Raw genomic sequence first — 22275 nt, 5'->3', positions numbered from 1 at the left:
ATGAAAAAGCCCGGCGCGAGCCGGGCTTTCGATGGGGATAGCGGACTATTCCGCCGCCTGCGCGTTGATCTCGGCCGAGACCTGGCGGATGGCGCGGGCGAGCTGCTCGGCCGGCTGGGCGCCGGACACCGCGTATTTCTGCGCGAATACGAAGGTCGGCACGCCGGAAATGCCCTTCTCGGCGGCCTCCTGGGCCTGCGACGAGACCAGGGCGACATCCTCGTCGGTGGCCAGGCGCTCGCGCACGTCGTCGGCGTTGAGCCCGACATCGGCCGCTGCCTGCACCAACACATTGGTGTCGGTGAGATCGCCGCCGTCGCGGAAATACAGCTCCATCAGCCGCTGCTTCATCTCGGCCGCCTTGCCCTTGGCCTCGGCCCAGTGGATCAGGCGGTGGCAGTCGATCGTGTTGGGCTGGCGCTTGACGAGGTCGGGATGGTAGGTCAGCCCCTCCTCGCTGGCGGCGGCGACCACGCGGCCGGCGATGCCCTTGTAGGCCTCGACCGAGCCGAATTTCGCGGTGAGGTATTCGTCGCGGCTGATACCCTCGCGCGGCACCCAGTTGTTGAGGAAGAACGGCCGCCAGTGCACCTCGACCGGCACGTCGGGCACCAGCTTGAGCGCATCCTCGATGCGATGCTTGCCGATGTAGCACCAGGGGCAGACGACGTCGGAGACGATGTCGAGGCGAAGCGGCTTCAGATCGCTCATGGCGGGGTTCCCGGCAAAATTGGAACCCCAAAGGTAGGCCGATAGCGCCCCAAGACAAGCCGCTATTTCAGACTGGCTGCCATCTGCCGCATCCGCTCGGCGGTGAGCTCGTCGGCCGGAAAGAAGGTCTCCAGCGCCAGTTCCTGCAAAGTGATGTCGACCGGCGTGCCGAACACCATGGTGGTCGAGATGAAGCTCAGGATCGCCCCGTTGAGGCGGAGCTTGAACGGAAGCGCGACGTTGTTGTCGGTCGTGATCGGCGCGGAGCGCGCCGGGATCGGATAGGACTTCAGGTCCTGATAGAGCTTGAGCAGCTCCGGATCAGCCGTCGCCTCGCATTGCCGATGCAGCCGCTCCAGAAGATGCGCGGCCCATTCCGCCAGGTTGACGGTACGCGGCGCGAGGCCTTCGGGGTGGAAAGCCAGCCGCAGGATGTTGAAGGGTTGGCCGAGCAACCGTTGCGGCACGCCCTCGAGCAACGGCGCCACCATGCGATTAGCGGAGACCAGATTCCAGTGCCGGTCATAGGCCAGCGCCGGATTGGGCTCGTGCGCCTTCAGCACCAGGTTGATCGCCTCGCGCGCCGATTTGAGCGCCGGATCGTCCAGCGGGCGTTGCGGGAAAGCGGGCGCGAAGCCCGCGGCGACCAGCAGCACGTTGCGTTCGCGTAGGGGCACGTCGAGGCGCTCCGCCAGTTTGAGGACCATGTCGCGCGACGGCGCCGAGCGGCCGGTCTCGACGAAGCTCAGATGCCGCGCCGAGATCTCGGCATCGACGGCGAGGTCGAGCTGGCTGAGATGGCGGCGCTGCCGCCATTCGCGCAGGTGCTCGCCGATCAGGACGGGTTTTGCGGGCTCGGCCCGCGCCATGGATGCATGTGCGTTCATGCTGCAAAACCTAGCATGCGCAATTCGCCCGTTCCATTACGCCTGAGGTAATGGAAATTGGTACCTAGCGCCTTGAGATCACTGGATTTATTTTTCAGCGGTTGGCCAAATACCAACAAAAATGCCAACACTTCGAAGCCAGTCGGCGACACCAAATAATTCTCGGCAGGCCGACTGGACGTCGACCAACAAGGCTGGCGACGGGTCCGCAAACTAGCCCAAACTCGCCGGCTCTGGCCGACTAAGCGCGGCGTTCACGCGAGCGACGAGTTGAAGATCCACGACCTGCGACATGAAGGCACCAGCCGTCTGTTTGAGACGGGGCTGTCGATCGAAAAAGTCGCTTTGGTCACCGGTCACAAGGATTGGCGGACGCTGCGCCGGTATACCAAACTAAAGCCCGAAGAGCTTCACAAACGATAAACAGCGCCGCACCGACTCTGGAGGAATTCATCGCGACACTAGCAGCTTCCAAGTAAACCATCGCAAGCCTCTCGATTACCTGCGAGCGCGGGGCATCGAACGTTAGAACCTGCGGTGAGAGGGTTCGGAAAACAGTTTGCCGCCTGCATCGTGAGCCGCGCCCCTAAATTTCCGCTGCGGAATATGCTGAGAGGTCGTCACGGATCGCCCGATGCCGTCGGATTTTTCCTCCGTTCAATCGAACCCTTCTTTTAACCACGCCCGGACGCACTCTGTCTATCGTCGGCTGAGCAGGACGTTGCGCTCCTTCAGATCCTTGATCCTCTCGGGCTCAAAGTCGAGCTGGCCAAGGATGTCTTCGTTGTGCTCGCCCTGATAGGCCGGCAAGCCTGGCAATGGCAGTTCCGAGCGGCTAAAGATCCAGGGATTGCCTGGCATTCGGACCAGTCCACCGGCGCGGTCATCGACCTCGACCACGGCATTCCACTCCTTGGCCCAGTCGGTCTCCACGAACTCGTTGACGGTGCGCAAGCGCCCGACTGCGAGGCCGGCTTCGCTAACCTGTGCCTGCAACTGTTCGAGGTTCTCGAATGTCGTGATCCAGGCGCGGATTTCAGCGAGCAGCGGCGCGATGTTCTTCCGACGAAGGTTAGCGGTGGCGTAGCGCGGATCAGCCAGCAGATCGCCTCGCCGCATCATCGCGCAGTAGCGCGTGAACATCGGTGAATAGATTGGGCTGGCAGCGATCGTCAGGCGGGTGCCATCGGACATCTCGAAGATGTGCGACTCATTAGCTGACAGCGCGATCGGCTCGCCTTCGGTGTCGATGCCCGACATCATCGCGCCAGCGCGCTCATTGACCGACAGCATCGTCGCGGCCATCGACACGTCGACGTGCTGTCCCTCGCCGGTGCGGTCGCGATGCTGGAGCGCGGCGAGCACGGCGATCACGCCGTGCAGCCCGGTATAGACGTCGGCATGGCTGCAGGAATCGCCGCGCGGCTCCGACAACGCCGCGCCGAAATGGTCCTGCACGATCGAGGTCAGGCCGGACTCGGCCTGCACCGTAGGCGCAAAGGCCGGCCGATTGCGCCAGGAGGTCGACTGCCCATAGCCGCTCAGCGAGACATAGATGATGTCCGGATTGAAGGCACGGACGTCGTCGTAGCTGAATCCGAACCGCGCCAAGGTGCCGGGACGGAAATTCTCGACGACGACGTCGGCATCCTTACACAAGCGAGCGACGATCTCGCGCCCCTCCGCGTAGTTCAGGTCGACGCTGAGGTTTCGCTTGCCGGCATTCTGCTGCACGAAATAGAGGCCCATGCCGCCGACATAGGGCAGTCCGGCGCGGGCGATGTCGCCGGACGGCGGTTCGATCTTGGTGACGTCGGCGCCGAGATCTCGCAACGTCTTGGTGCAGTGAGGACCTGCCAGCACACGGGTGAAGTCGACCACCCGCAGTCCTTGAAGAGGCGAAGCCGACATCGTCAGTCTCCCTCGAAGACGGCCGTAGCCGGACCCGACGCGAAGAAGGCATCGGCGCCGCGCTGGCGATCCCTGGTCTTCCAGATCATGTTGTTGATCTCGACCTGGCGCGCGTCTGCGGCCGCGACACCGCCGCGCGCCTGCAGGTTCGCCTGCATCTTGACGCCCTCGATGACCTTGGTCGGGCCGGCGGCAAGCTGCCGAGCCATGGTCATCGATGATGCGCCCAATTCCGCTTCCGGTACGACGAGGTTGACGATGCCCCAGCGTTCGAACGCCTCTGGCGTGTGACGGCGGCCCAACATCGCGATCTCCTTGGCCCGCGCGATGCCGGCGCGCTGCGCGATGCGTTGGGTGCCGCCGAGCAGCGGCAACAGTCCGACCGCGACCTCGACCTGGCCGAGGAACGCGGTGTTCGCCGCGATGATCATATCGCAGGTCAAGGCGAGTTCGAGCCCGCCGCCGAGCACGCCGCCATTGACGGCAGCAACCGTCGGGACTGGCACATCCTCGAGACTGCGCCAGACTTTTTCGAGGCCGGCCTGATCCGTATGCAGCTTGGTGCCTGTTCCCCACGACGCCATCTCTGCGCCGGCGCAGAAGTGCCGCATCGCACTGCGCAGCAGGATGGCGCGGCAGCCGGCCGCGACCACCGCGTGGTAGGCGCGGATCACATCATTGATGAGCTGGTCATCGAGCAAATTGTGCGGCGGCTTCGCCAGCGTCACCACGCCAACCTTGCCGTCCATCCCATGAAGCACTGTCGCCATCGGGTTCCCTCCGCTCAAAGTCGGCCAGCCGCGCTTCGACGCGGCGGGCGAACGTCTCCTCAATGCGGGCGGTTCTGCACGGGGCCCGCTGTTCCGATGTTTTGAATGTCGTTCGTCATAACAAGCGTGACAACGTCAACCTCTGCCAATTATGATGTCGAAAATTGCCAAACGGCCGAAAGAGCCGTTCGTCGGCCTGTCAATCTGTGCCAGCCGGACGGGGAGGAATGTCATGAAGCCGATCAAGGTCGTGATGCCGATCTCGAGCGATCCCGATGCGCCGACGCAGAGCCTGCTGGGCCTAGGCGCGCTGGCCGCCGAGCTCGCGGCGCAGGGCGTATCGGTTCGCGAGCTGTTTGCGCGGACCGGTCTCGACGCTTCCCAGCTCGAGGATCCGCATGCCCGGATCTCGCACCGCCAGCGGCTGGCGATATACCGCAACGCGATGCGGCTGGCAAAGCGATCCGACATCGGGCTGCTCGCGGGAGCCCGGCAACGCATCAGCGATTATGGGATCTACGGCTATGCGCTGGTGTCGAGCCGCACATTCGGCGAAGCGCTGATGTTTTCGCTCGATCACATCACGATGGCGGGGCCAGCGGTGCGGCAGATCAGCTTCCGGATCGAGCACGGAACGACCGCGATCCTGCGCAGCGATGGGCTCGACCCGCTGGGCGAGTTGCTGCCGTTCGCTGCGGAGTTCTGGCGCAGCTCGATGACCGCGGTGTTCAGCCGCATCCTCGAATCGCCGTTCCCGAGCAAGCGGATGATCTTTCCGTTCGCCGCCCCCGCGCACTGGCGCAACTACGAGCGGATGTTCAACTGCCCGATCGACTTCGGTGCCGATCGGATGGAATGGCATTTCGACGCCAAGGTGCTCAATCTGCCCTGCCCCAACGCCAACCCGATCACCGCGAAGATCTGCCACCAGCTCTGCGACGTCGTCATGACCGAGCGGCCCGGCGAATCCGAGCTGGTCAGGCGGATCAGGGCCGCTTGTCTCAACAGTCCAAACCGATTTGCCGGCGCGCCGGAGATCGCAGCGCAGCTCGGCCTGTCGTTGCGAACCTTCCACCGCAGGCTGGCCGAAGACGGCCAGTCGTTCCAGTCGATCGTCGACGGGATGCGGCGGTCGATCGCGACGGAGCTGCTCGAAAACACCCATCTGGCAATCGACCAGGTCGCCGAGCGTGTCGGGTTTGCCGATGCCACCAGCTTTCGCAAGGCGTTCAAGAAATGGACAAACCGCTCGCCGTCGGACTTCCGTCACCCTACAGGGCCGCGAGCAGCAGCATCGCCAGACGCGTGACAAGGAGCAGCGACAGCCCAACCGCCGAGGTCACGAGCTGTCCAAAGCGGAAATCGTCCGGGTCGACCGCTCCCGTTTGAAGGTGTACGTAGATCAGCAGCGATTGACACTCCATATCAGCCTCCGGCTGTCAGGCGTGGTTGCTTCCGGAAATGACGGCATCGGCTGGGCCGATTCGGCCGACACATGAGCCGAACCCGATACTCGCAAAACCTTCCCGGCTGCAGCGGCCGCGGAAAGTCACCTCGTCGCCGTCCTCGAGGAATCCGCGGCGCTCGCCGTTCGGAAGCACGGCCGGCCTCGCTCCTGCGGCGGTGAACTCGAGCATGCTCGAGAGCTGGGCCGTGCTTGGACCTGAGATGGTGCCGGTACCGATCAGGTCACCCGGCTGCAGATTGCAGCCGTTGATGCTGTGGTGCGCGACCATCTGCGCTGGCGTCCAGTACAGATATCTTGCGTTGGATGAGAGGATCGCCGCGGCGGGCTGGTTCACGGCACGCATCTGTGTGGTCGACAGCATGACTTCGAGATGAATATCGAGTCCGCCGTGCGATTGATCGGCCGTGTCGAACAGATAATCCAGCGGGCGCGGATCGCCGTCCGGCCGCGCCAGCGCTGCGACACGGAACGGCGCCAGAGCGTCGGATGTGACGACCCAAGGCGACACCGAGGTGGCAAAGCTCTTGCTGAGGAACGGACCGAGTGGAAACATCTCCCAGCGCTGGATGTCGCGCGCTGACCAGTCGTTCAGCAGCGAATAGCCTACAATCTGCTGCCCCGCTTCGGCGAGCGGAACGGGACTGCCGAGGCTGTTGCCGGAAGCAAGGTAGAAACCCATCTCGAGCTCGAAATCCAACCGTTCGCATGGGCCGAAGCTCGGCGCACCGCCCACTACCGTTGGCGGACGCTGCCCGAACGGCCGCCGCACGATCCCACGGCCGACCTGCACGGACGAGGCGCGGCCGTGATAGGCGATGGGAACCCATTTGTAGTTGGCGGGAAGCGGGTTCTCCGGCGTCAGCAGCGCACCTGCCGCCTGTGCGTGATAGATGCCGGCATAGAAGTCCGTGTAGTTCGAGACGCGTGTGGGCAGATGCAGCGTTGCGTCGGCAAGCGGCGTCAGCAGTTCGGACGCATGGCGCCTAGTTTCATTGGCCGCGCTGCCCTGGCCAAGCACATCGACGACACGGCGGCGCAGCTCGCGCATCGCCACGGGTCCGAGCGCGAACAGCTCATTGAGCGTGCTCCGCCCGAGGGCTTGGCGGATCGGTACCGCGAGGCGCTCGTCCGAACCGAGCGCTCGGTTCAGATCGAAGACTGAATCCCCAATTGCGGCGCCGGTCCGCGGCCGAGGATCGGCCGCGGTGCTGAAGACACCGAGTGGCAAATTCTGGATCGGAAAGTCGGTTCCGTCGCGGTTTGCCGCCTCGACAAAGCTGCGCCGTGCCGGGTCGTGGGTCTCGTCGAGTTCATACGTGTTGGCCATGCTGCCTTCCAGGCGCCCCGATGTCACGAGGCCGCCGCGGCGAGCGCCGGGCGGCCGCTGGCCAAAGCCGTTCCGATCTCGGATTGGATGAACTGCGCCGCGAACGCTTCGCGTTCGCGCGCCGCGCGTTCGCTGCGGTCCGTTACCGAGAACAGCCAGACGAACAGGAAGGCGAGCGGCATCGAGACCAGCGCAGGATTGTCGTACGGGAACAGCGCGGTCGGAAAACCGACGACGGCGACCCAGACCGTCTTGCTGAGCGCGACCAGCACGACCGATGCGACCAGCCCGGCGAGGCCACCGGCGACGGCACCGCGCGTGGTGGTGCCACGCCAGAACATCGCCATGGCCAGCACCGGAAAATTGCAGCTCGCGGCCACCGACAACGCAAGTCCTGCCATGAACGCCACGTTCTGGTTCTCGAAGGCATAGGCCAGCAGAACCGCAACGATGCCGATGGCGACAGCCGATATCTTCGAGACCAACAGCTCGCGCGCTTCCGATGCTTTGCCGCCGGATAGCACTTGGCCGTAAATGTCATGGCTGACGGCGGATGCGCCGGCGAGCGTTAAGCCGGCGACGACGGCAAGAATGGTCGCAAATGCCACCGCCGAGATGAACCCGAGTAGCAGCGGGCCGCCCATCGCATGGGCGAGATGGATCGACGCCATGTTCGGCCCGCCGACCAAGTCGGCAATCTTGTTGAACTGCCCGGACGCCGCGACATTGAAGTAGCTCGGATCGGTCATCAGGATCGCCGCGGCGGCAAAGCCCAGAACCGGAATGATCCAACAGAAATACGCCACGCAGACAGTGGCATAGAACACCGATTTGCGGGCCGCCGCGGCATCCCTCACTGTGAAGAACCGCATCAAAATGTGCGGTAGCCCGGCGGTGCCGAACACCAAAGCGAGGCCGAGCGAGATGGCGGAAAGCGGCTCGGCAAATAGTCCGCCGGGCACGAGAATGGCGGTCCCCTTGGGATGCACGTGGCTTGCGGCCTCGAGCAGCTGGCCAAGACTGAAGTCGAAATGCCACATCGCGGCCAGCGCGAGCAGCGTTCCACCGCACAGCAGCAGCACAGCCTTGGTGATTTGGACCCAAGTTGTGGCCTGCATGCCGCCGACGATCACATAGAGAATCATCAGCACGCCGACGCCAAGCACGGCGAAGATGTAGTTGATGCCGAACAAGAGCTGGATCACCTTGCCGGCGCCGATCAGCTGCGCGATCAGATAGAACAAGACGACGACGAGACTTCCGGTCGCAGCAACGAGGCGAACCGGCGTTCGCTGCAAGCGAAATGCGGCGGCGTCCGCAAATGTGAAGCTGCCCAGATTGCGCATCCGCTCCGACATCAGGAACAGCACGATCGGCCACCCCGTGAGAAAACCGAGTGCGTAAATGAAGCCGTCAAAGCCGTTGGCATAGACTAGCGCGGAGATGCCGAGGAAAGCCGCCGCCGACAGGAAGTCCCCAGCGGTCGCCAGGCCGTTCTGAACCGGCGTGATCGCATGTCCGGCCGTGTAAAAGCCAGCCTTTGATCGGGTGCTGCCGGCCGAGCGCCAGGTGATGACAAGCGTCGCGGAGACGATCATGAGGAACATCCCGATCGCGATCCAGTCGGGCCCGCGCGCCCCCACTGTAGTCACTCCCTGGGCCACCGCGGCGAATGGAAAGGCCACGCAAAGCGCTGTCAGCAGCGATCTGGCGATCATCGGCCGAGCTCCCGCTTGACGCTGCGGGCGAGTTCGTCGAAGTGCGTGTTCGAGCGCTGAACATAGAAGCCGGTGGAGGCGATGATCACCACAACCATGAGAAGCGCGAGTGCAAAGCCGAGCGGCATCGCGCTGCCAGCGAAACTCGCGCCCAGCGCGGCTTTCGCGGTCGAGATCAGCGCGATGAAGCCGAAGAACATGACTAGCGTCAGGATGGACAGACCCCATCGCAATCTCGCGCGTCCCGAAACGAGCTCCTTGAACGTGCGATTGGCAAGGATTTGTAGCGTGCGATCGGGCGACAGCTGCGGCATCCCATTCCTCCCTCGGAGACATTTGGTGACCGTCGCGCCCATCCGCGTGCGTTGCTCCGCAGAAACTCAGGGCTTGAGGCGTCTCCTCTCCTAGGCTTCGAGCATCAGGATCCGACTGGATCCGGCAAGGTGATATCCTGCCAAACTCCGGGTGATTTCATGCCACGCCGGGTGGGCTACGATTTTTGCGCCATCGCCTCTCTTGTCATTCCGCGGACGATCCACGCCGAAAAGTTGTAGGACGGGTTCAGCACCGCGCGCAGAAATTAGCGCTTCCGAGATAAGCTTGTCTTCGACAATTCTGTAATCAGCCGGCGTCACCGCTTGTTGAGTCTCAACGCGAGCTCATTTCCTTTAGAACAACTTTGGATCTGGCGGACTCTGGCGATATGACGAATGCTATCGCCGTTAAGAGATTCGACCGATCTCCACCAATCCTCGAATGCATGCACTGGGGTTCGCTCAATTGACGACGCGATGCCGCGGGATGGGAGCGCGTCGTCAAGCCGATCTGCCCTTCGTGAGCAGGGGAAGATTTGCGAATTACGTTCGATGCCGAGCGTTTCGGCCGGATGCATAGTTCTTCGCCTACCGTGCTGCTTCGCGGCTGCGGGGAGTCACTACGCCATGAAGACCGAGCATGTCCGACACTCAGCGGAAATATCGTAACTTTGTTAACGCAACATACTTTCTATGACCTCTTAGCTACATCGAAGGATCCATCACCTGTCCTTTGCCGCAGCTTGAACATCCTGATACGGCTTCATTACGAGATCTTTCGATACACTCACCCACAACGGCCAGGCCGGCCGCACAGTGAGCCTCGGCTGCCCGCCTCTTTGGCGGTGTAAAATCCTCAAGATCGACGATCAATGCATTGCATGAGATTAAGGGCAACTTAAGCGACGTTTTCGATGCTTTCTGCATCCGAATCGAGCTTGTTCAATGAGCCCGGCAGGGGACCCGGCCTGACAAACGCGTTTACCACGTTGCTCAGGAGCTGCGAGATGTTGTTCTCGAACCCGTTGATAGGAAGGGCACTTCCGAACGCGATGGATCCGGTTGCAAACACCGCACCGTTATTCGGCGCCTCGAAGTACACCATATCGGCCCGCAGGATGTAGTTGTGCGTTCCGCTGAATCCCTGGTGGGCGTGGGCTCCCTCCTCGTCGTGGGCGATGTAGTTGTCTGGGTGCCCCCCCGAGGAAGCGATGATCTTGGTGTTGGGCGGCGTGCCGAACCCCAGCTTGTAGCAGTCGATCTCAATGCCCGCCGCTCCGCCGTTGCCTAGGCCGAAATCACCGATGGTCTCGCCTTCGATCCCCTCGGTGATCCAAGCGAGCGCAGGATCATAGCTGTCGGGCATCCGCCGGTAAGGCTGGCTATGGGCGAAGCCCTCGCCGGCAAATGTATTGCCGACCAGCTTCTGCCCCCAGCGCTGAAAGCCGGTCCAAATTCCACCCATCTGGCCTGTGGTGGCGAGGTAGTATTCACCCGGCCGCGCCGCCCAGGCGATCCAGTGTCCACCTGTCTTGCGGCACTCCATGATCCACGGTTCGTCATCCCGAAACGCCACATTGCAGCAGAAACTGTTCGCTCCCATGCAGATAAAGCGCCCACCCCCGGCGATGTAATCCTCGTGCGCGTCGAGCATGCGCTCGGAATGATATTCCGGATGCGTGGAATTCAGAATGCATGCGTAGGGCGCCATCGCTGCGACACCCTCCAGATGTATATCTTCGTCGGTCAGTACGTCGTAGTCGTACCCCTTATGCTCCAGCCATGCCAGGATCGACAGGTCAGCCGGAAAATTCCACGGCAAGTCGAATGCGGCGATCCGGTATTTCGGCCGCATGTTCACCATCGGGCGACGGTAGCTCGTGTAGCAGACGCCAGCGCCATCCGCATGCGTGTCGTAGCAGCCCGCACCGAATTCCGGATTTTCGTAGATTTCGATGTCAACCTCGGAGATCGTCGGCGGCTGGCCGGCCATTGGTTGCACGATCTGGCCGTCTGTCGCGAAGCGCTCATTAGCATAGGCCAGATAGGTTGCCGTGGAAAACAACAGAGCAATTGGCGCCGTTGGAACGCGAGACCGGACGAAGAAAACGATGTACTCCTCCGCGAGGCCCTTGCCGTCACCGCCACGGACCCTCATCGCGTAGGCGCCGCTGCGCAGCGTTTCGGGCAGCTCGAGCGTCTTTGTGACTTTCCAGTTGCTGTCGATCATCGCGTCGGCATGGAACTCAATGCCGCCATATTGATGCGGGGCGAGCCGGAAGCAGTCGTTGCGGCCGTTCCAGTTGTAGCCGGTCTGCGCACGTACCGGCCTGTTGTAGCCTTTCGCATTGAGCCGGTTTGGTCCGATGTCGACTACGACATCGCCGATCCCACGATCGGTATACCCCTTCGCGGTGTCCCAATATGCGACCATGCCGTCCGATGGGGGTTGCCCGTCCGAGCGGATCGCGTCGAGCTCCTCGCGACCCAAAGGGCGATCGAACACGCCGCAGCGATCGATTTTGCCGCAGTAGAGCTGCGACACGAAATGTCCGCGCAAGGCGTGCCAGTCGCGCGACCCTGCCACGAGGAACGGCGTATCGGGCAGGTTGTTCTGCCTGAACCGAAGCATCTCCGACACATGCGAGCGATATTCGACCGGCGCGACTTTACTGAGCAGGCTGTTGTAGCGGTTCACGACGCCTTCCTGGTACAGCGTGGCGCGGCCGCTTCGTGCATCGAAAGTGGCCGCGACGAAATACCAGGCCTGCTTCTGCAGAGGCAGCTCAGCCTGGAGATAGTCGATCTCGTTTCCGCAGCCGACCCAGAACTCCAGCCTGCCGCTTGGATTGATGCCAAGGCCGTAGCCGTGATTCCTGTCATTGTCCCAGCGGCCCAGCAAGCATTGCCGGTGCCCTACGTCGGGCCATGTCGGCCAGATGAATGCGCAGAGGGTGAGGCTGCCGTCGAGCGCGAGCTTGCGATCGGGGTCGGCCACCTCGAGGAAGGCACCGACTTGCGTGAACTGCTTCTCGACCAGCCAGGTGCCGTTGGCGACGCAGTCAATTTCTTCCTCGACGAATCCCGGACCATGCGGATGCTCGTCGCCATGGATCAGGCGCACGAGATGGGCTTGAGCGGTCGACGTGCCGTCGGCACTGACATGAAATTGTATGGTGTCGCCCGGCTTCACCGAGATCTTGTCTGCGTAGCCGAATATCTTGATCTGCGCCATGGTGCGAAGTTTCCCATCGAGAAGCCGGACAAGGTGCCCTGCCCGGCCGAAGTGTTGCTCTAGGTTTCGATAAGGTCGCGAATGCAGCGCAGGAACAGGCCGTGACAGGCATCGTTCGCCGATGTGTAAATGGCATCATCGACCACACGCGGGGGAACTCCCCGACGTCCCGAGAACCTGACGACCTGATACCGCTGGAACGGCTCGATCACCCTGACCGCATATCTTTGCTCGAGCGGGCGTTGACGGAAATAGATCAACAGTCGCTCGAGCCGTTCGCTGTGCTGTCCCAAAGACGACCGCCGGTGCTCCTCGATGACCTCGGGGCTCACGAGCGTTCGCAGAAACTCGCGGCGGAAGCCGTCGAAGCGATCCCGGACGATGATGTCGCGGTCCTCGGACCTGTCGTATTCGAGAGGCAGCATCCTCAGCTCTCCAACTGCAAAGGTTCGACGTGTACCGCGGCCGCGCCGCGTACCGACGCGATCTTCTGTGACGTATCCATCAGGCCCACTGCTTTTCCTCATTGACCCAGGCGAACCCGGGCAGCCTGCCGGCTCCGGCAAATGCCTCCACGACATTCGCCAGCACGCGGGATACGCTGTTCCTGAAATTGTTGATCGGCAGCGATTGCGCGAATGCGACCGAGCCACATGCAAACACGGCGCCGCCATGGGGGGCCGTGAAGTAGGTCATGTCGGCATGAACCCGCCAGTCATACGACCCATAGAGCCCAAGGTAGGAATAGAGGACGAGCTGCTGGTTCACGATATAGCTGTCCGTGTGGCCCCCTGATGAGGCGATGATCCTGGTGTGCGGCGGCGTACCCAGAGCGCGGTCATAATAGTCGAGCGCCAGCCCTGCCCCGCCGTTATTGGCAAGACCGGCGTCACCGATGATCTCGCCATCGATACCTTTGGTAATCCAGGACACGGTGCGGTGATAGCTGTCCGGCATTTTCCGGTATGGTTCGCTTCGTCCACCGCCCGAGCTGCTCAGGCCCACGCCAACCAGCTTCTGGGTCGATCGTCCGAGCACCTTCCAGGGACCACCACGCATCCCGTCCGTTGCCATGTAGTGCTCACCGTAGCGGGACACCCACGGCTTGTACCCATCATCGCGACGCCGACACTCCATGATCCACGGTTCGCCGTCGCGAATGCCAGCCGTGGCGTTGAACCCGTTGCCGCCTGCATAGATGTAACGACCGCCGCAGGCGATATAATCCTCTGTCGCATCCAGCATTCGCTCGGTGTAGTACTCCGGCCGCGAGCCGCTGATAACGCAGGCGTACGGCGACAACGCCTCCGCCGCATCGCGATGCAGGTCCTCGTCGGTCAGGACGTCGTACTCGAAGCCGCTCTGCTCCAGCCATGCGATGATGGATAGGTCCGCAGCCAATCCCGAAGCCACATCGAGGCTCGGCATCCTGTATCTCGGCCGCATGTTCATGATCGGACGATGATAGGAGCTGTAGCACACGCCACTGCCATCGGCGTGCATGTCGTATGTCGACAGCCCGAAATCGCCTCGCATATACATCTCGATGTCGATATCGGACAGCACAGCCGGCTGTCCCGTCAAAGCTTCACGTTCTGGGTGGTCGAAGCTCAAGCGCTCGTTCGCAACGGCAAGGTAGGTCAGCGTCGGAAACAGGAATGCAATACGCGCCCGCGGCCTTTCCGGCCGCACGAAGAAAACGACATGCTCTTCGCTCACGCTCTTTCCCCAGCCAGATCGCAGCCTCATGGCATAACAACCACTCTTGAGGCCGCGCGGCACGGCAATGATCTTGGTCGCCTTCCAATTGCAGTCCGTCAGCGCGTCGGCATGAAACTCGATTCCCCCGAACTCGTGCGGAGCCAGGCGGAAACAATCGGTGAAGCCGTCCCAGTTCCAGCCGGTCTGGCCGCGGATGGGCCGATTGTATCCTCTGGCATTCAGCTTGTGCCGACCGACGTCGACCACGAGATCACCGATGCCGCGGTCGGTGTATCCCGCGCTCGTATCCCAGTATGCGACCAGGCTGTCCATCGCAGGAACGAGCCCGCTCCTGATCGTGTCGAGCTCGGCCGGCAGCAAAACCTGATCAAATGCACCGCACCGGTCGATCTTGCCCCAATAGAGTTCCGCAACGCAGACCCGCTTCTCCGCGTCGCGTCTACGCGAACCTGCCATCAGAAACGGAGTTGAGTCCAGGCTACCGGGCTTGCTCCGGAAGACCGCAGATTTGCGGGATTCGTAGTCCACAAGCGCGACCTTGCCTAACAGGCCGTTGTACCTGTTGCCGACACCAACCTGGTGTAAGGTCGCACGCCGTGTCTCGGCGTCGAAGGTCACGGCCACGAAATACCACATCTGCACCTGCAGCGGCACGTTGGCGGTCAGGCGCTCGATCTCTTCGCCGCGTCCGATCCAAAACTGCAGATGGCCCTTCTCGTCGATGCCGATCCCGTAGCCCTGCTTTCGATCGCCATCCCATCGGCCGATAATCGTTTGCCGCTTTCCGGATGCGGGCCAAGTCGGGTGGATGAAGGCGAACAGGGTGAAGCTGTTTGCGAATGCCAGCCGGCCCTCGGGATCATCGACCTCGAGGAACGAGCCTACCTGGGTGGATTGCGGCTCGACCCGCCACCTGCCGTTTGCGATGCACGCCACCTCCTCCTCGACGAAGCCTGGCCCTGCCGGGTTCTGGTCGCCATGGATCAGGCGAACCAGTTGCGCCTCAGCCGTATCCGTCCCCTCGGCGCTGACATGAAACTGTATGGTCTCGCCCGGCTTGACCGAGATCCTGTCCGTGTAGCCAAAAAGTCTGACCGGTGTCACCACCAACTCCTTCGTTTATGAGCCCAACGTCCGCCGCACAGGTCGGACACGCTTCATCCGTGGATCAGGATTCCAGCAAATCCTGAACGCGTCGCATGAAGACACCATGGCAGGCTTCATCCGGCGTTGCGTAGATCCTGTCCTCGACCACACGCGGCGCCACGCCCCGATGTCCGGATAGAGCGACGATGCGATAGCCTTCGAAGCGTTCCACGGCCATGATGGCGTACTTCTCCACCTGCGGACGGGTGCGGAAGTAGATCAGTAACCGTTCGAGCGCCTCACTGTGCTGCCCGTTGAGGGAGTGGCGATGCTCCTCGATGATCTCCGGTGACACCAGCGTCTTGAGATGGTCGCGGGTCATCTTGTCGTGGCGCCGCTGGTAGATGACGCTCTTGTCCTCGGCCTCGGTCGCCTCCTCGGGCAGCATCTCGCCGCCCTTCTCGGCTCGTGTCGATCGCCGCTCGCTCTTCTTCTTGTCGCGCCAGGCACGGAACTGCGCCTTGATGCCGAACAGCCCGTTACGCAGGTAGAGCACGACCAGGAGCATGATGAGCCCGATGGTCATGAAGCGAGCCGGTCCCCACGTATTCAGCACCTGGTCGAAGAACACGACGACGAGGGTGCCGACCACCGCACCTTCGGCACGTCCAACGCCGCCGATCACCAACATGGCGAGCCCGAGCAGCACAGTATCGAAGTTGAAGATCGAGAACGCCACCCCGCCGAAATTCGAGGTGTAGAATCCGCCGATGAAGCCCAGCGCCGCCGACGAGATGAGGAACACCCAGACGCGCGCCTGGCGAAAGTTGACCCCCGTAGCCTCGGCGAAGGCCTCGCGCTTTTCGGGCGCCATGCGAAGGATTCGTCCAAGCCGGCGGCCGTTGACGAACCGGTAGAGCAGCAGAGCCAGCAGCATCAGGCCGAAGCAGGCGTAATACGCCAGGAGCAGCTGACCCAACTGCGACCAGTCTTCCGGGATATAGGTCGTGGCGCCGTAAAGTCCGCCATTCGCGGACCCGAACTCCTTGGACGTCACGAAGTAGACCCGGCAGAGCTCGTTGAGGCCGAGAGTGAGAAGCGCATAATAGAATCCGTCGAGCCGCGTGGCCGGCAGCGCAATGATCCCGCCGAAGACGAGCCCCACCAGCGCGCCGATCGGCGGCAACAACCACCATGGCAATGCGAACTTGACGGCAAGCAATGCCGCGACGAACGCGGCCGTCCCGACGACGGCATAGGTCGCGAGCGAAAAGACGCCCGCAGTGCCCATGATGAGCATCCAGCACAGACTGATGGCGGAATAGATGCCGAACGTCGCTCCCGCCGTCAGCAGCGTGTTCTGCAGATCGCCGGGCGTGAACAGGGGAGCAATCGCCAGCGCAAGAAGCCCCAACATCCACCAGATGGGCCGCTTGTCGACGATCGTCTTCTCGGCGCGCAAGGTCTTGGGGTTGTATTCGCCGCGCAGGCGAAGCACACGGCGGCGTGTCGGCCAGTAGCGAAGACGATTCCACATCATTGCGCCGTGGCCCGGCCATTTGTAGTAGTAGCGCAGACGGCCGACGGGATTCAGCTTGGTCGTCGATCGACGAGTTCTTTCCCAGACCTCCTGGTGGCTGTGGAACGGAATGGTCGGGAGCTCTTCGACGTCGCGCTTGCCGCCCCAGACGAAGAGGGGATTGCGCCATTTGTGATCGCCAGCAATGGACATGACTCAGGCCTCCCTAGCCTTGTCGAGCAGCCCGGCGATGCCGCGCGGACGAACCAAGAGGATGACGATGATCACGACGAACTGGGTGATGAGAACGTAGCGTCCGCCGATCGATATCCCCGTCAGCGCCTCGTTGAGGCCGAGCACGATCGCGGCGATGACCGCGCCGCGCACGCTGCCGAGCCCGCCGCAGAGCGCGATGCTGACGCCCTTGATCATCGGCATCAGTCCGCCGAACGGCGAGATGTAGTAGGTCTGCGAGAGCAGGACGGCCGCGAGGCCCGCCAATCCGCCCGTGATGCCCATGACATAGAACGAGGTTCGCCGAACGCCGATGCCGACGATAGATGCCGCATGCGGATTCATCATCATGGCACGGATTTCGAGGCCACGGCGGCTCGACTGCATCCACCTCAGAACGACCGCCAATATCAGGACGGATGTCACCACGTTCCCGACCTTGTCCGCTGTAAAGACCACGCCCGGCAAGGACACCGACCAGTTGCCGAAGATATCCGGCAGGCTCTTCGATCGCGGTCCGAACCACCAGAGCAGGAATTGCGTGCCGACCAGATTGATCGCGAGCGTCGCGATCAGACCTCGAATGGTGAAGTTCGGCTTGTCGTGGATCGGTATGAACCCGACCGCACAGATGACCACTCCCCCGAGCGCGCCTGCGAGGATACCCGCGGCCAACACAGCAGGCCCCGATGTGGAGACATGCTGGGCAAACAGCCAGGCGCCATAGCCAGCGAATGCGAATATGAAACCGTAGGCTAGGTTGAGGAGGCCGAGGCTCGACCACGTGATCGAAATTCCGATCGCAAGCGTGCCGTAGATGCACGCAAGGACGATGGTGTTGCTGACGATGAACCAGATATCCACGTTTTACGCCTTTCGATAAACGTTCAACGCGAGGGCCGCCGAGGCCTCACCCTTGAGCTTGCCGACATGCATGCCGATGACGCGATCGACCCGTCCCTCGAGCAGTGCAACGTTCTGCTCTGCAATGATCATCGCGGCATTCCCGAGCTTGACGGCCATCAGTGCGTTGATCACGCTCTTGCCGATCTTTGGGGCCAGCCCGAGCGATGGCTCGTCGACGAGGAAGAGGGATGCATCCGTCATCAGGCCGCGGCCGATCGAGACCATGCGCCGTTCGCCGCCCGACAGGCGCCCCACGGGTATGCCCATGAGCTTCCGCAGCGGTGGAAATATCTCCAGGATGCGGAGCTTGCGCGCGGCACGATCGCGCCAGGCGGCCGCGGTGTAGGCCCCGGAATCGAGATGCTCCTCGACGGTCAGGCCATGGAAGATCTCGTCACCCTGCGGAATCAACGCCAATCCCGCGCGCACGATCTCGTGGGTGTAGCGCCCCGGCCCCTGGCTTCGCGTCCGGCCGACCTCCCTGCCGTTCAGCTTGATTGAGCCGCGCTGCCAGCCGGTAAGTCCGGCGATTGCGTAGAACAGGGTCGACTTGCCGTGGCCGTTCAGCCCGACGATGCCGATCCGCTCCCCACACTGAACGACGAGGTCGAGATCGTGGATGACGCGAACCGGCCCATAGCCGGCGGACAGTCCCTTGACGTTCAGGACCTCGCGCTGCGGCTGACGCGCCGGAGCGCCCGGCAAATGGTTGCTCACCGAGATATTCATGCGTCGGCCTCTTCGCTGAAATCCTCGAAGTAGGCGGCGTGGACCTTCGGATCGGCCATGACGTCGTCCATCAGCCCCTCGGAGATCACCTCCCCGGCGTCCATCACCAGAATGCGGTCGGCGATGGTCCCGAGGAGCTCGATGCGGTGCTCGACGATGAGGATCGCGATGTTCATTTCCTTGGCGAGGATCCGCAGCAGAGTATCGATCTCGTCGACCTCCGAATTGATCAGGCCGGCCGCCGGCTCATCCAGCAGCAGCAACGAGGGCCGGCGCATCAACAGGCAGGCCAGCAGCAACTTGCGCCGGTTGAAGGTCTCGAGCTGCGTCGCCGGCATATCGTCACTGATCTTCAGACCGACGAGATCGGCCCCATATTCAGCATCGAACCTGGTGAGAAACGGACGATGAGCCTGACGCGCCGCCTTGAACGTCTCGCCGACGGTCAGCTCCTCAGGGACGACTGGCGTCTGGAACGTGCGGCCGATCCCCAGGCGCGAGCGGGAATACAGCGGCAAGCCCGTAACATTCTCGCCCTTGAACCACACCGAGCCGCTCTTTGGCTGCATACGGCCAGACAGGATTTCGAACAGACTGGTCTTGCCCGCTCCGTTCGGTCCGATGATGCCGAGCACTTCCCCGGCCTCGACATGCAGGTTGATATCGCGGAGGATCTCGCGACCGCCGAGATCGAGCGAGATGCCGCTGCAGGAGAACAGGACGGGCTTTCCGCCCTGTTCAGCCGCACCGTTTCGGGAGATTTGCCTGAGCATCAGCTCCACCACGGCGCAGAGATCAGCTTCGTTTCCGAGACCGGACCGGGATAGACGATCTTGTGCTCGCCACCCTGGATCTGGACATAGAGCTGCGCGACGCCGGACTCGAGCTTGCGCGCCTGCAATTCGTCGCCGCCATTGTCCGGGAAATGGAGCGCTTCCTGATATGGGTTGCCCATATCAACGTAGCCGCAGACGCCGCGCTGCGGGTTGGCCCGGATCCAGTCGCAGACCTCCCTAAACTTCCGGGGATCGCCAACCGCTTCCCAGGCCTTCTTGAGGTAGTGGGTCTGATCGTAGGCAATGCCGGTATAGGCGAGCCCCGCAATGCCGGGGAAACGCTTCTTGTACTTCTGCCTGTAGGCGAGCCCCCTCTCGTCACCATAGATGCCCATGGTGGTGCCCCAGACGAAGCCGTTCGCCGCCGACCCGGCAAGCTCGAGGAATTCCGGCTGCGAGGGTCCATACTGGAGATAGACGAGCGAATCGCGCACCGGACTTGCCACGAACTGCTTGCAGAACGCGGCGTATTCAGCGGCCACCCAATGGTCCACCATGATCGCGGCGGCATCGACCTCCTTCATCTCGCGAATGACCGGTGCCCAGTCCTGCACGGGATACTGGATATCGGTGATGCGGGCGACCTCGAACTTGCCGCGCCGCTTGATCGCTTCCTGGGCCGCACGCGATATCGTTTGGCAGTAACCGATCTGTTCCTGAATGATATGAACCTTGCGGTTCTTCGGCTTCCAGACGCCCCCCTGCTCCTGGTCTTCCAGCCAGAGAGCATAGCTCCATCCGTAGTTCACCTCGGACGGACAGAACTGGAAGATGTGGCTGTATTTATCCGGCTGTTCCTTGACGGCAGAGGTGCCGGCGCGTTGCGCGTTGCCGTTGATGTACGGACATTTGTACTTCACCGTCGCGTCCATCGCCGGCAGCGGGACGAGCGTAAACGCAAAGGAGATCGCGTCGACCTTAGCATCAACGCAGGCGGCCAGCGCCTGCTTGGAGGATTCCGGCGAGAGAACGTTCATGTCCGTTGTGAACAGCTTCAGCGGCCTGCCGAGGATGCCGCCTGCGGCATTGATCTCCTCCATCGCGAGCGTCGTCCCGTTCAGAAAGTCCTGATGATCCGCGACACCCGCTGCAGCCGTCTGGCAGTAGGGAACGCCGAGAACGATCGGCTGCGCGGCAAGCGCCGTCCGGCCAACAAACGGTGCGGCCATGGCGGCGCCGATGCCCGCGGTCACTGAACGCCTGGTGAGTTTGGAAACCATCCGAGCAACCTCTCCTGCAATCGCGCGCGGGTCCTCGGCATCGCGACCGAGACCGAGCCGGATTTCTGTTAGGGCTAAGACGATGCTCTCGGGCACCGTCGGGTGATTAGCGGCCTCGATCACTGACAAGGTTTCGGCCGAACCGCATGGATCAGAGCCTGGGTTTTCTGCCGATTTTCAGCAATACGTCAGCTGACCGATTTTGAAGCCTGATCTGGACGGCCCCGATGTAATCCAGACCGACGCTGCGGGTGCTAACAGGGCGCAGGGTGACGACTTGGGCAGCAAGCCACGCCCAGATTTTCATCAGCCGATGGCGCTGAGGTCCTCTTGGGTCAGAATTGCTGGCCCTGAACGAGGTGAAGTGTGACACTCTTTTGACTAAAGGGGTGACCGCCTCTAACATGCAATTGCAGCTTTCAGCTCGGCGTCTCGGCTCGATCCCGGCCGATCGAGATCAGCAGAGCGAATGGCCACTGTCGTGATGTGGCAGCTCGCATTGTTTGGCGCGGTCCTTGCTCCGCTGAGGATGCGGAGCACACCGCAAGCCGCCGGTCTAACGGATCGTTAGCGGCCAAGAAGAAGATTCGATCACGAACGGTTGGCAAGATCTTTCACGAGCTGGAGGCTCACAGTGAAATCGGCAGCGATCGACCATATGATGTCGGCTACGGTGCGGCTCGATACACCGGCGGCAGCCCTGAATGATCAGATCATCGATCAAGCAACGCAGGTGACGCGCCTGTTGCGCGAGTTCGTGAGGAGCGAGGCGATCGCCCTGGTCGCAATGGATCCGATCTCCCGAACCCATCGCACTCTGGCCGCCGACGGATACACGGACAGAACGATGTCATACGTGCTCGACGGATTCCCTAACTCCTGCCCCGCCTACGTCATCGCGCGCGAGAAGGACACGCACTCGATGCGCTGGCGAGACTACAAGCGTGACTGGAATCTCAGTCTGCCGGATACATTCACCGCTCAAGAATACCTGATGCCGGATGGCTTCAGGGAAGGCTCGACGATGTGCCTGCGTGTCGCCGATGGCCGCTACATTGGAGCCATCCACATGAGCTGGTCCAAGGAGGCGCACGCCAAGGACGAGCACCGCGAGATGACCGAGCGCTTCCGCCCGATTCTGCTGAACATCTGCGATCAGCTCAGGACACCACAGCTGTTGGCCGATGAGCTGGCGCCGGGCGCCTATGCCATCGCGGTCTCCCCGAACGGGTTTGCATTTCACCTGCCCAACCGTAGTCCGGGACCGTATCTCGGCGAGGGCGGAGAGCTTCGCCGGCTCGTGCTGGAGAAGGCGAAGTCCCCCAGCGCTCAACGCTTCGTCTGGCCGGACGAGGCCGGCCGCTGTCACCAGGTCACGATTACACCCTGCCGCGGAAACATCCTCCTGATCACGGAGCAATGCATTCGCTGGCCGTATAATCTCTCGCACCGAGAGATTCAGATCCTGCATCTCGTGACCAGTGGCGCTTCAAATCCCAACATCGCCGAGCAACTCTTCGTGTCGCCCCGCACGATCTCCACGCACATCGAGCATATCCTCGCAAAGATGAACTGCGACTCGCGCACGCGCCTGGCGGCGCTTGCGGTTTCCGAAGGACTGCTGTTGGCGGAGTCCCCTTCCCGACGGTCGCGGAACTTCGCTGGCCATTGATCGGCCGCAA

The 22275-nt window shown here is 62.3% G+C and carries 17 protein-coding genes and 1 pseudogene; 3 read left to right on the top strand and 15 right to left on the bottom strand.

Features of this window, described 5'->3' with window-relative positions:
* Nucleotides 1-45: 45 nt before the first annotated feature.
* On the bottom strand, nucleotides 46-711 hold the full coding sequence (locus ACVIW0_RS13565; RefSeq protein WP_461352794.1) for a DsbA family oxidoreductase: 666 nt from the start codon (nucleotides 709-711) through the stop codon (nucleotides 46-48).
* A gap of 62 nt (nucleotides 712-773) precedes the next feature.
* The gene (locus ACVIW0_RS13560) at nucleotides 774-1598 is read right to left on the bottom strand and encodes a helix-turn-helix domain-containing protein (RefSeq protein ID WP_461352793.1); all 825 of its coding nucleotides are present in this window, start codon (nucleotides 1596-1598) and stop codon (nucleotides 774-776) included.
* A gap of 264 nt (nucleotides 1599-1862) precedes the next feature.
* Here ACVIW0_RS13560 and ACVIW0_RS13555 point away from each other — a divergent pair.
* Nucleotides 1863-2077: pseudogene (locus ACVIW0_RS13555) on the top strand (tyrosine-type recombinase/integrase); the annotation flags it as partial.
* Between the two features lie 220 nt (nucleotides 2078-2297).
* On the opposite strand, the gene ACVIW0_RS13550 reads toward ACVIW0_RS13555, so the two are convergent.
* Together ACVIW0_RS13550 and ACVIW0_RS13545 are read right to left on the bottom strand one after the other, a co-directional pair.
* A complete protein-coding gene (locus ACVIW0_RS13550; RefSeq protein ID WP_461352792.1) occupies nucleotides 2298-3509 on the bottom strand; it encodes a CaiB/BaiF CoA transferase family protein in 1212 nt (403 codons plus the stop codon).
* Between the two features lie 2 nt (nucleotides 3510-3511).
* Entirely contained in the window at nucleotides 3512-4279 is a 768-nt protein-coding gene (locus tag ACVIW0_RS13545) for an enoyl-CoA hydratase/isomerase family protein (RefSeq protein ID WP_461352791.1), read from the bottom strand.
* 232 nt (nucleotides 4280-4511) lie between these two features.
* Between ACVIW0_RS13545 and ACVIW0_RS13540 the strand changes: the two genes are divergently transcribed.
* Nucleotides 4512-5588, top strand: coding sequence for an AraC family transcriptional regulator (locus ACVIW0_RS13540; RefSeq protein ID WP_461352790.1), 1077 nt, complete (start codon nucleotides 4512-4514; stop codon nucleotides 5586-5588).
* Nucleotides 5589-5718: 130 nt separating this feature from the next.
* Here ACVIW0_RS13540 and fahA read toward each other — a convergent pair whose 3' ends face one another.
* From fahA to ACVIW0_RS13485, 11 genes are all read right to left on the bottom strand, one after another.
* A complete protein-coding gene (gene fahA / locus ACVIW0_RS13535; protein ID WP_461352789.1) occupies nucleotides 5719-7074 on the bottom strand; it encodes a fumarylacetoacetase in 1356 nt (451 codons plus the stop codon).
* 23 nt (nucleotides 7075-7097) lie between these two features.
* On the bottom strand, nucleotides 7098-8792 hold the full coding sequence (gene actP, locus ACVIW0_RS13530) for a cation/acetate symporter ActP (RefSeq protein ID WP_461352788.1): 1695 nt from the start codon (nucleotides 8790-8792) through the stop codon (nucleotides 7098-7100).
* Nucleotides 8789-9106, bottom strand: coding sequence for a DUF485 domain-containing protein (locus ACVIW0_RS13525; protein WP_461352787.1), 318 nt, complete (start codon nucleotides 9104-9106; stop codon nucleotides 8789-8791). Before ACVIW0_RS13525 ends, actP begins: the two co-directional genes overlap by 4 nt.
* Before the next feature lie 898 nt (nucleotides 9107-10004).
* Nucleotides 10005-12341, bottom strand: a complete 2337-nt coding sequence (locus ACVIW0_RS13520; protein ID WP_461352786.1) for a N,N-dimethylformamidase beta subunit family domain-containing protein — start codon at nucleotides 12339-12341, stop codon at nucleotides 10005-10007.
* Between the two features lie 59 nt (nucleotides 12342-12400).
* The gene (locus tag ACVIW0_RS13515; RefSeq protein ID WP_461352785.1) at nucleotides 12401-12766 is read right to left on the bottom strand and encodes a hypothetical protein; all 366 of its coding nucleotides are present in this window, start codon (nucleotides 12764-12766) and stop codon (nucleotides 12401-12403) included.
* Between the two features lie 79 nt (nucleotides 12767-12845).
* The gene (locus ACVIW0_RS13510; protein WP_461352784.1) at nucleotides 12846-15167 is read right to left on the bottom strand and encodes a N,N-dimethylformamidase beta subunit family domain-containing protein; all 2322 of its coding nucleotides are present in this window, start codon (nucleotides 15165-15167) and stop codon (nucleotides 12846-12848) included.
* 64 nt (nucleotides 15168-15231) lie between these two features.
* Nucleotides 15232-16881, bottom strand: coding sequence for a branched-chain amino acid ABC transporter permease (locus ACVIW0_RS13505; protein ID WP_461352783.1), 1650 nt, complete (start codon nucleotides 16879-16881; stop codon nucleotides 15232-15234).
* A gap of 3 nt (nucleotides 16882-16884) precedes the next feature.
* The gene (locus tag ACVIW0_RS13500) at nucleotides 16885-17766 is read right to left on the bottom strand and encodes a branched-chain amino acid ABC transporter permease (protein ID WP_461352782.1); all 882 of its coding nucleotides are present in this window, start codon (nucleotides 17764-17766) and stop codon (nucleotides 16885-16887) included.
* A 3-nt stretch (nucleotides 17767-17769) separates the two neighbouring features.
* Nucleotides 17770-18537: an ABC transporter ATP-binding protein gene (locus ACVIW0_RS13495; RefSeq protein ID WP_461352781.1), complete on the bottom strand. Its 768-nt coding sequence runs from the start codon at nucleotides 18535-18537 to the stop codon at nucleotides 17770-17772.
* Entirely contained in the window at nucleotides 18534-19322 is a 789-nt protein-coding gene (locus tag ACVIW0_RS13490; RefSeq protein WP_461352780.1) for an ABC transporter ATP-binding protein, read from the bottom strand. The genes ACVIW0_RS13495 and ACVIW0_RS13490 overlap by 4 nt, the downstream gene beginning before the upstream one ends.
* Entirely contained in the window at nucleotides 19310-20716 is a 1407-nt protein-coding gene (locus ACVIW0_RS13485) for an ABC transporter substrate-binding protein (RefSeq protein ID WP_461352779.1), read from the bottom strand. Before ACVIW0_RS13485 ends, ACVIW0_RS13490 begins: the two co-directional genes overlap by 13 nt.
* Nucleotides 20717-21227: 511 nt before the next feature.
* On the opposite strand from ACVIW0_RS13485, the gene ACVIW0_RS13480 reads away from it, so the two are divergent.
* The gene (locus ACVIW0_RS13480; protein WP_461352778.1) at nucleotides 21228-22265 is read left to right on the top strand and encodes a response regulator transcription factor; all 1038 of its coding nucleotides are present in this window, start codon (nucleotides 21228-21230) and stop codon (nucleotides 22263-22265) included.
* Nucleotides 22266-22275: the final 10 nt, after the last annotated feature.

It is taken from the genome of Bradyrhizobium sp. USDA 4454, from assembly GCF_054822705.1.
Note: the sequence above shows the minus strand (reverse complement) of the source record. Positions and strands in the feature narration are given on the sequence as shown.

Excerpts from the sequence above, each read along its gene's own strand:
- ACVIW0_RS13565 (WP_461352794.1), bottom strand. The coding sequence starts at position 711 with ATGAGCGATCTGAAGCCGCTTCGCCTCGACATCGTCTCCGACGTCGTC.
- ACVIW0_RS13560 (WP_461352793.1), bottom strand. The coding sequence starts at position 1,598 with ATGAACGCACATGCATCCATGGCGCGGGCCGAGCCCGCAAAACCCGTC.
- ACVIW0_RS13550 (WP_461352792.1), bottom strand. The coding sequence starts at position 3,509 with ATGTCGGCTTCGCCTCTTCAAGGACTGCGGGTGGTCGACTTCACCCGT.
- ACVIW0_RS13545 (WP_461352791.1), bottom strand. The coding sequence starts at position 4,279 with ATGGCGACAGTGCTTCATGGGATGGACGGCAAGGTTGGCGTGGTGACG.
- ACVIW0_RS13540 (WP_461352790.1), top strand. The coding sequence starts at position 4,512 with ATGAAGCCGATCAAGGTCGTGATGCCGATCTCGAGCGATCCCGATGCG.
- fahA (WP_461352789.1), bottom strand. The coding sequence starts at position 7,074 with ATGGCCAACACGTATGAACTCGACGAGACCCACGACCCGGCACGGCGC.
- actP (WP_461352788.1), bottom strand. The coding sequence starts at position 8,792 with ATGATCGCCAGATCGCTGCTGACAGCGCTTTGCGTGGCCTTTCCATTC.
- ACVIW0_RS13525 (WP_461352787.1), bottom strand. The coding sequence starts at position 9,106 with ATGCCGCAGCTGTCGCCCGATCGCACGCTACAAATCCTTGCCAATCGC.
- ACVIW0_RS13520 (WP_461352786.1), bottom strand. The coding sequence starts at position 12,341 with ATGGCGCAGATCAAGATATTCGGCTACGCAGACAAGATCTCGGTGAAG.
- ACVIW0_RS13515 (WP_461352785.1), bottom strand. The coding sequence starts at position 12,766 with ATGCTGCCTCTCGAATACGACAGGTCCGAGGACCGCGACATCATCGTC.
- ACVIW0_RS13505 (WP_461352783.1), bottom strand. The coding sequence starts at position 16,881 with ATGTCCATTGCTGGCGATCACAAATGGCGCAATCCCCTCTTCGTCTGG.
- ACVIW0_RS13495 (WP_461352781.1), bottom strand. The coding sequence starts at position 18,537 with ATGAATATCTCGGTGAGCAACCATTTGCCGGGCGCTCCGGCGCGTCAG.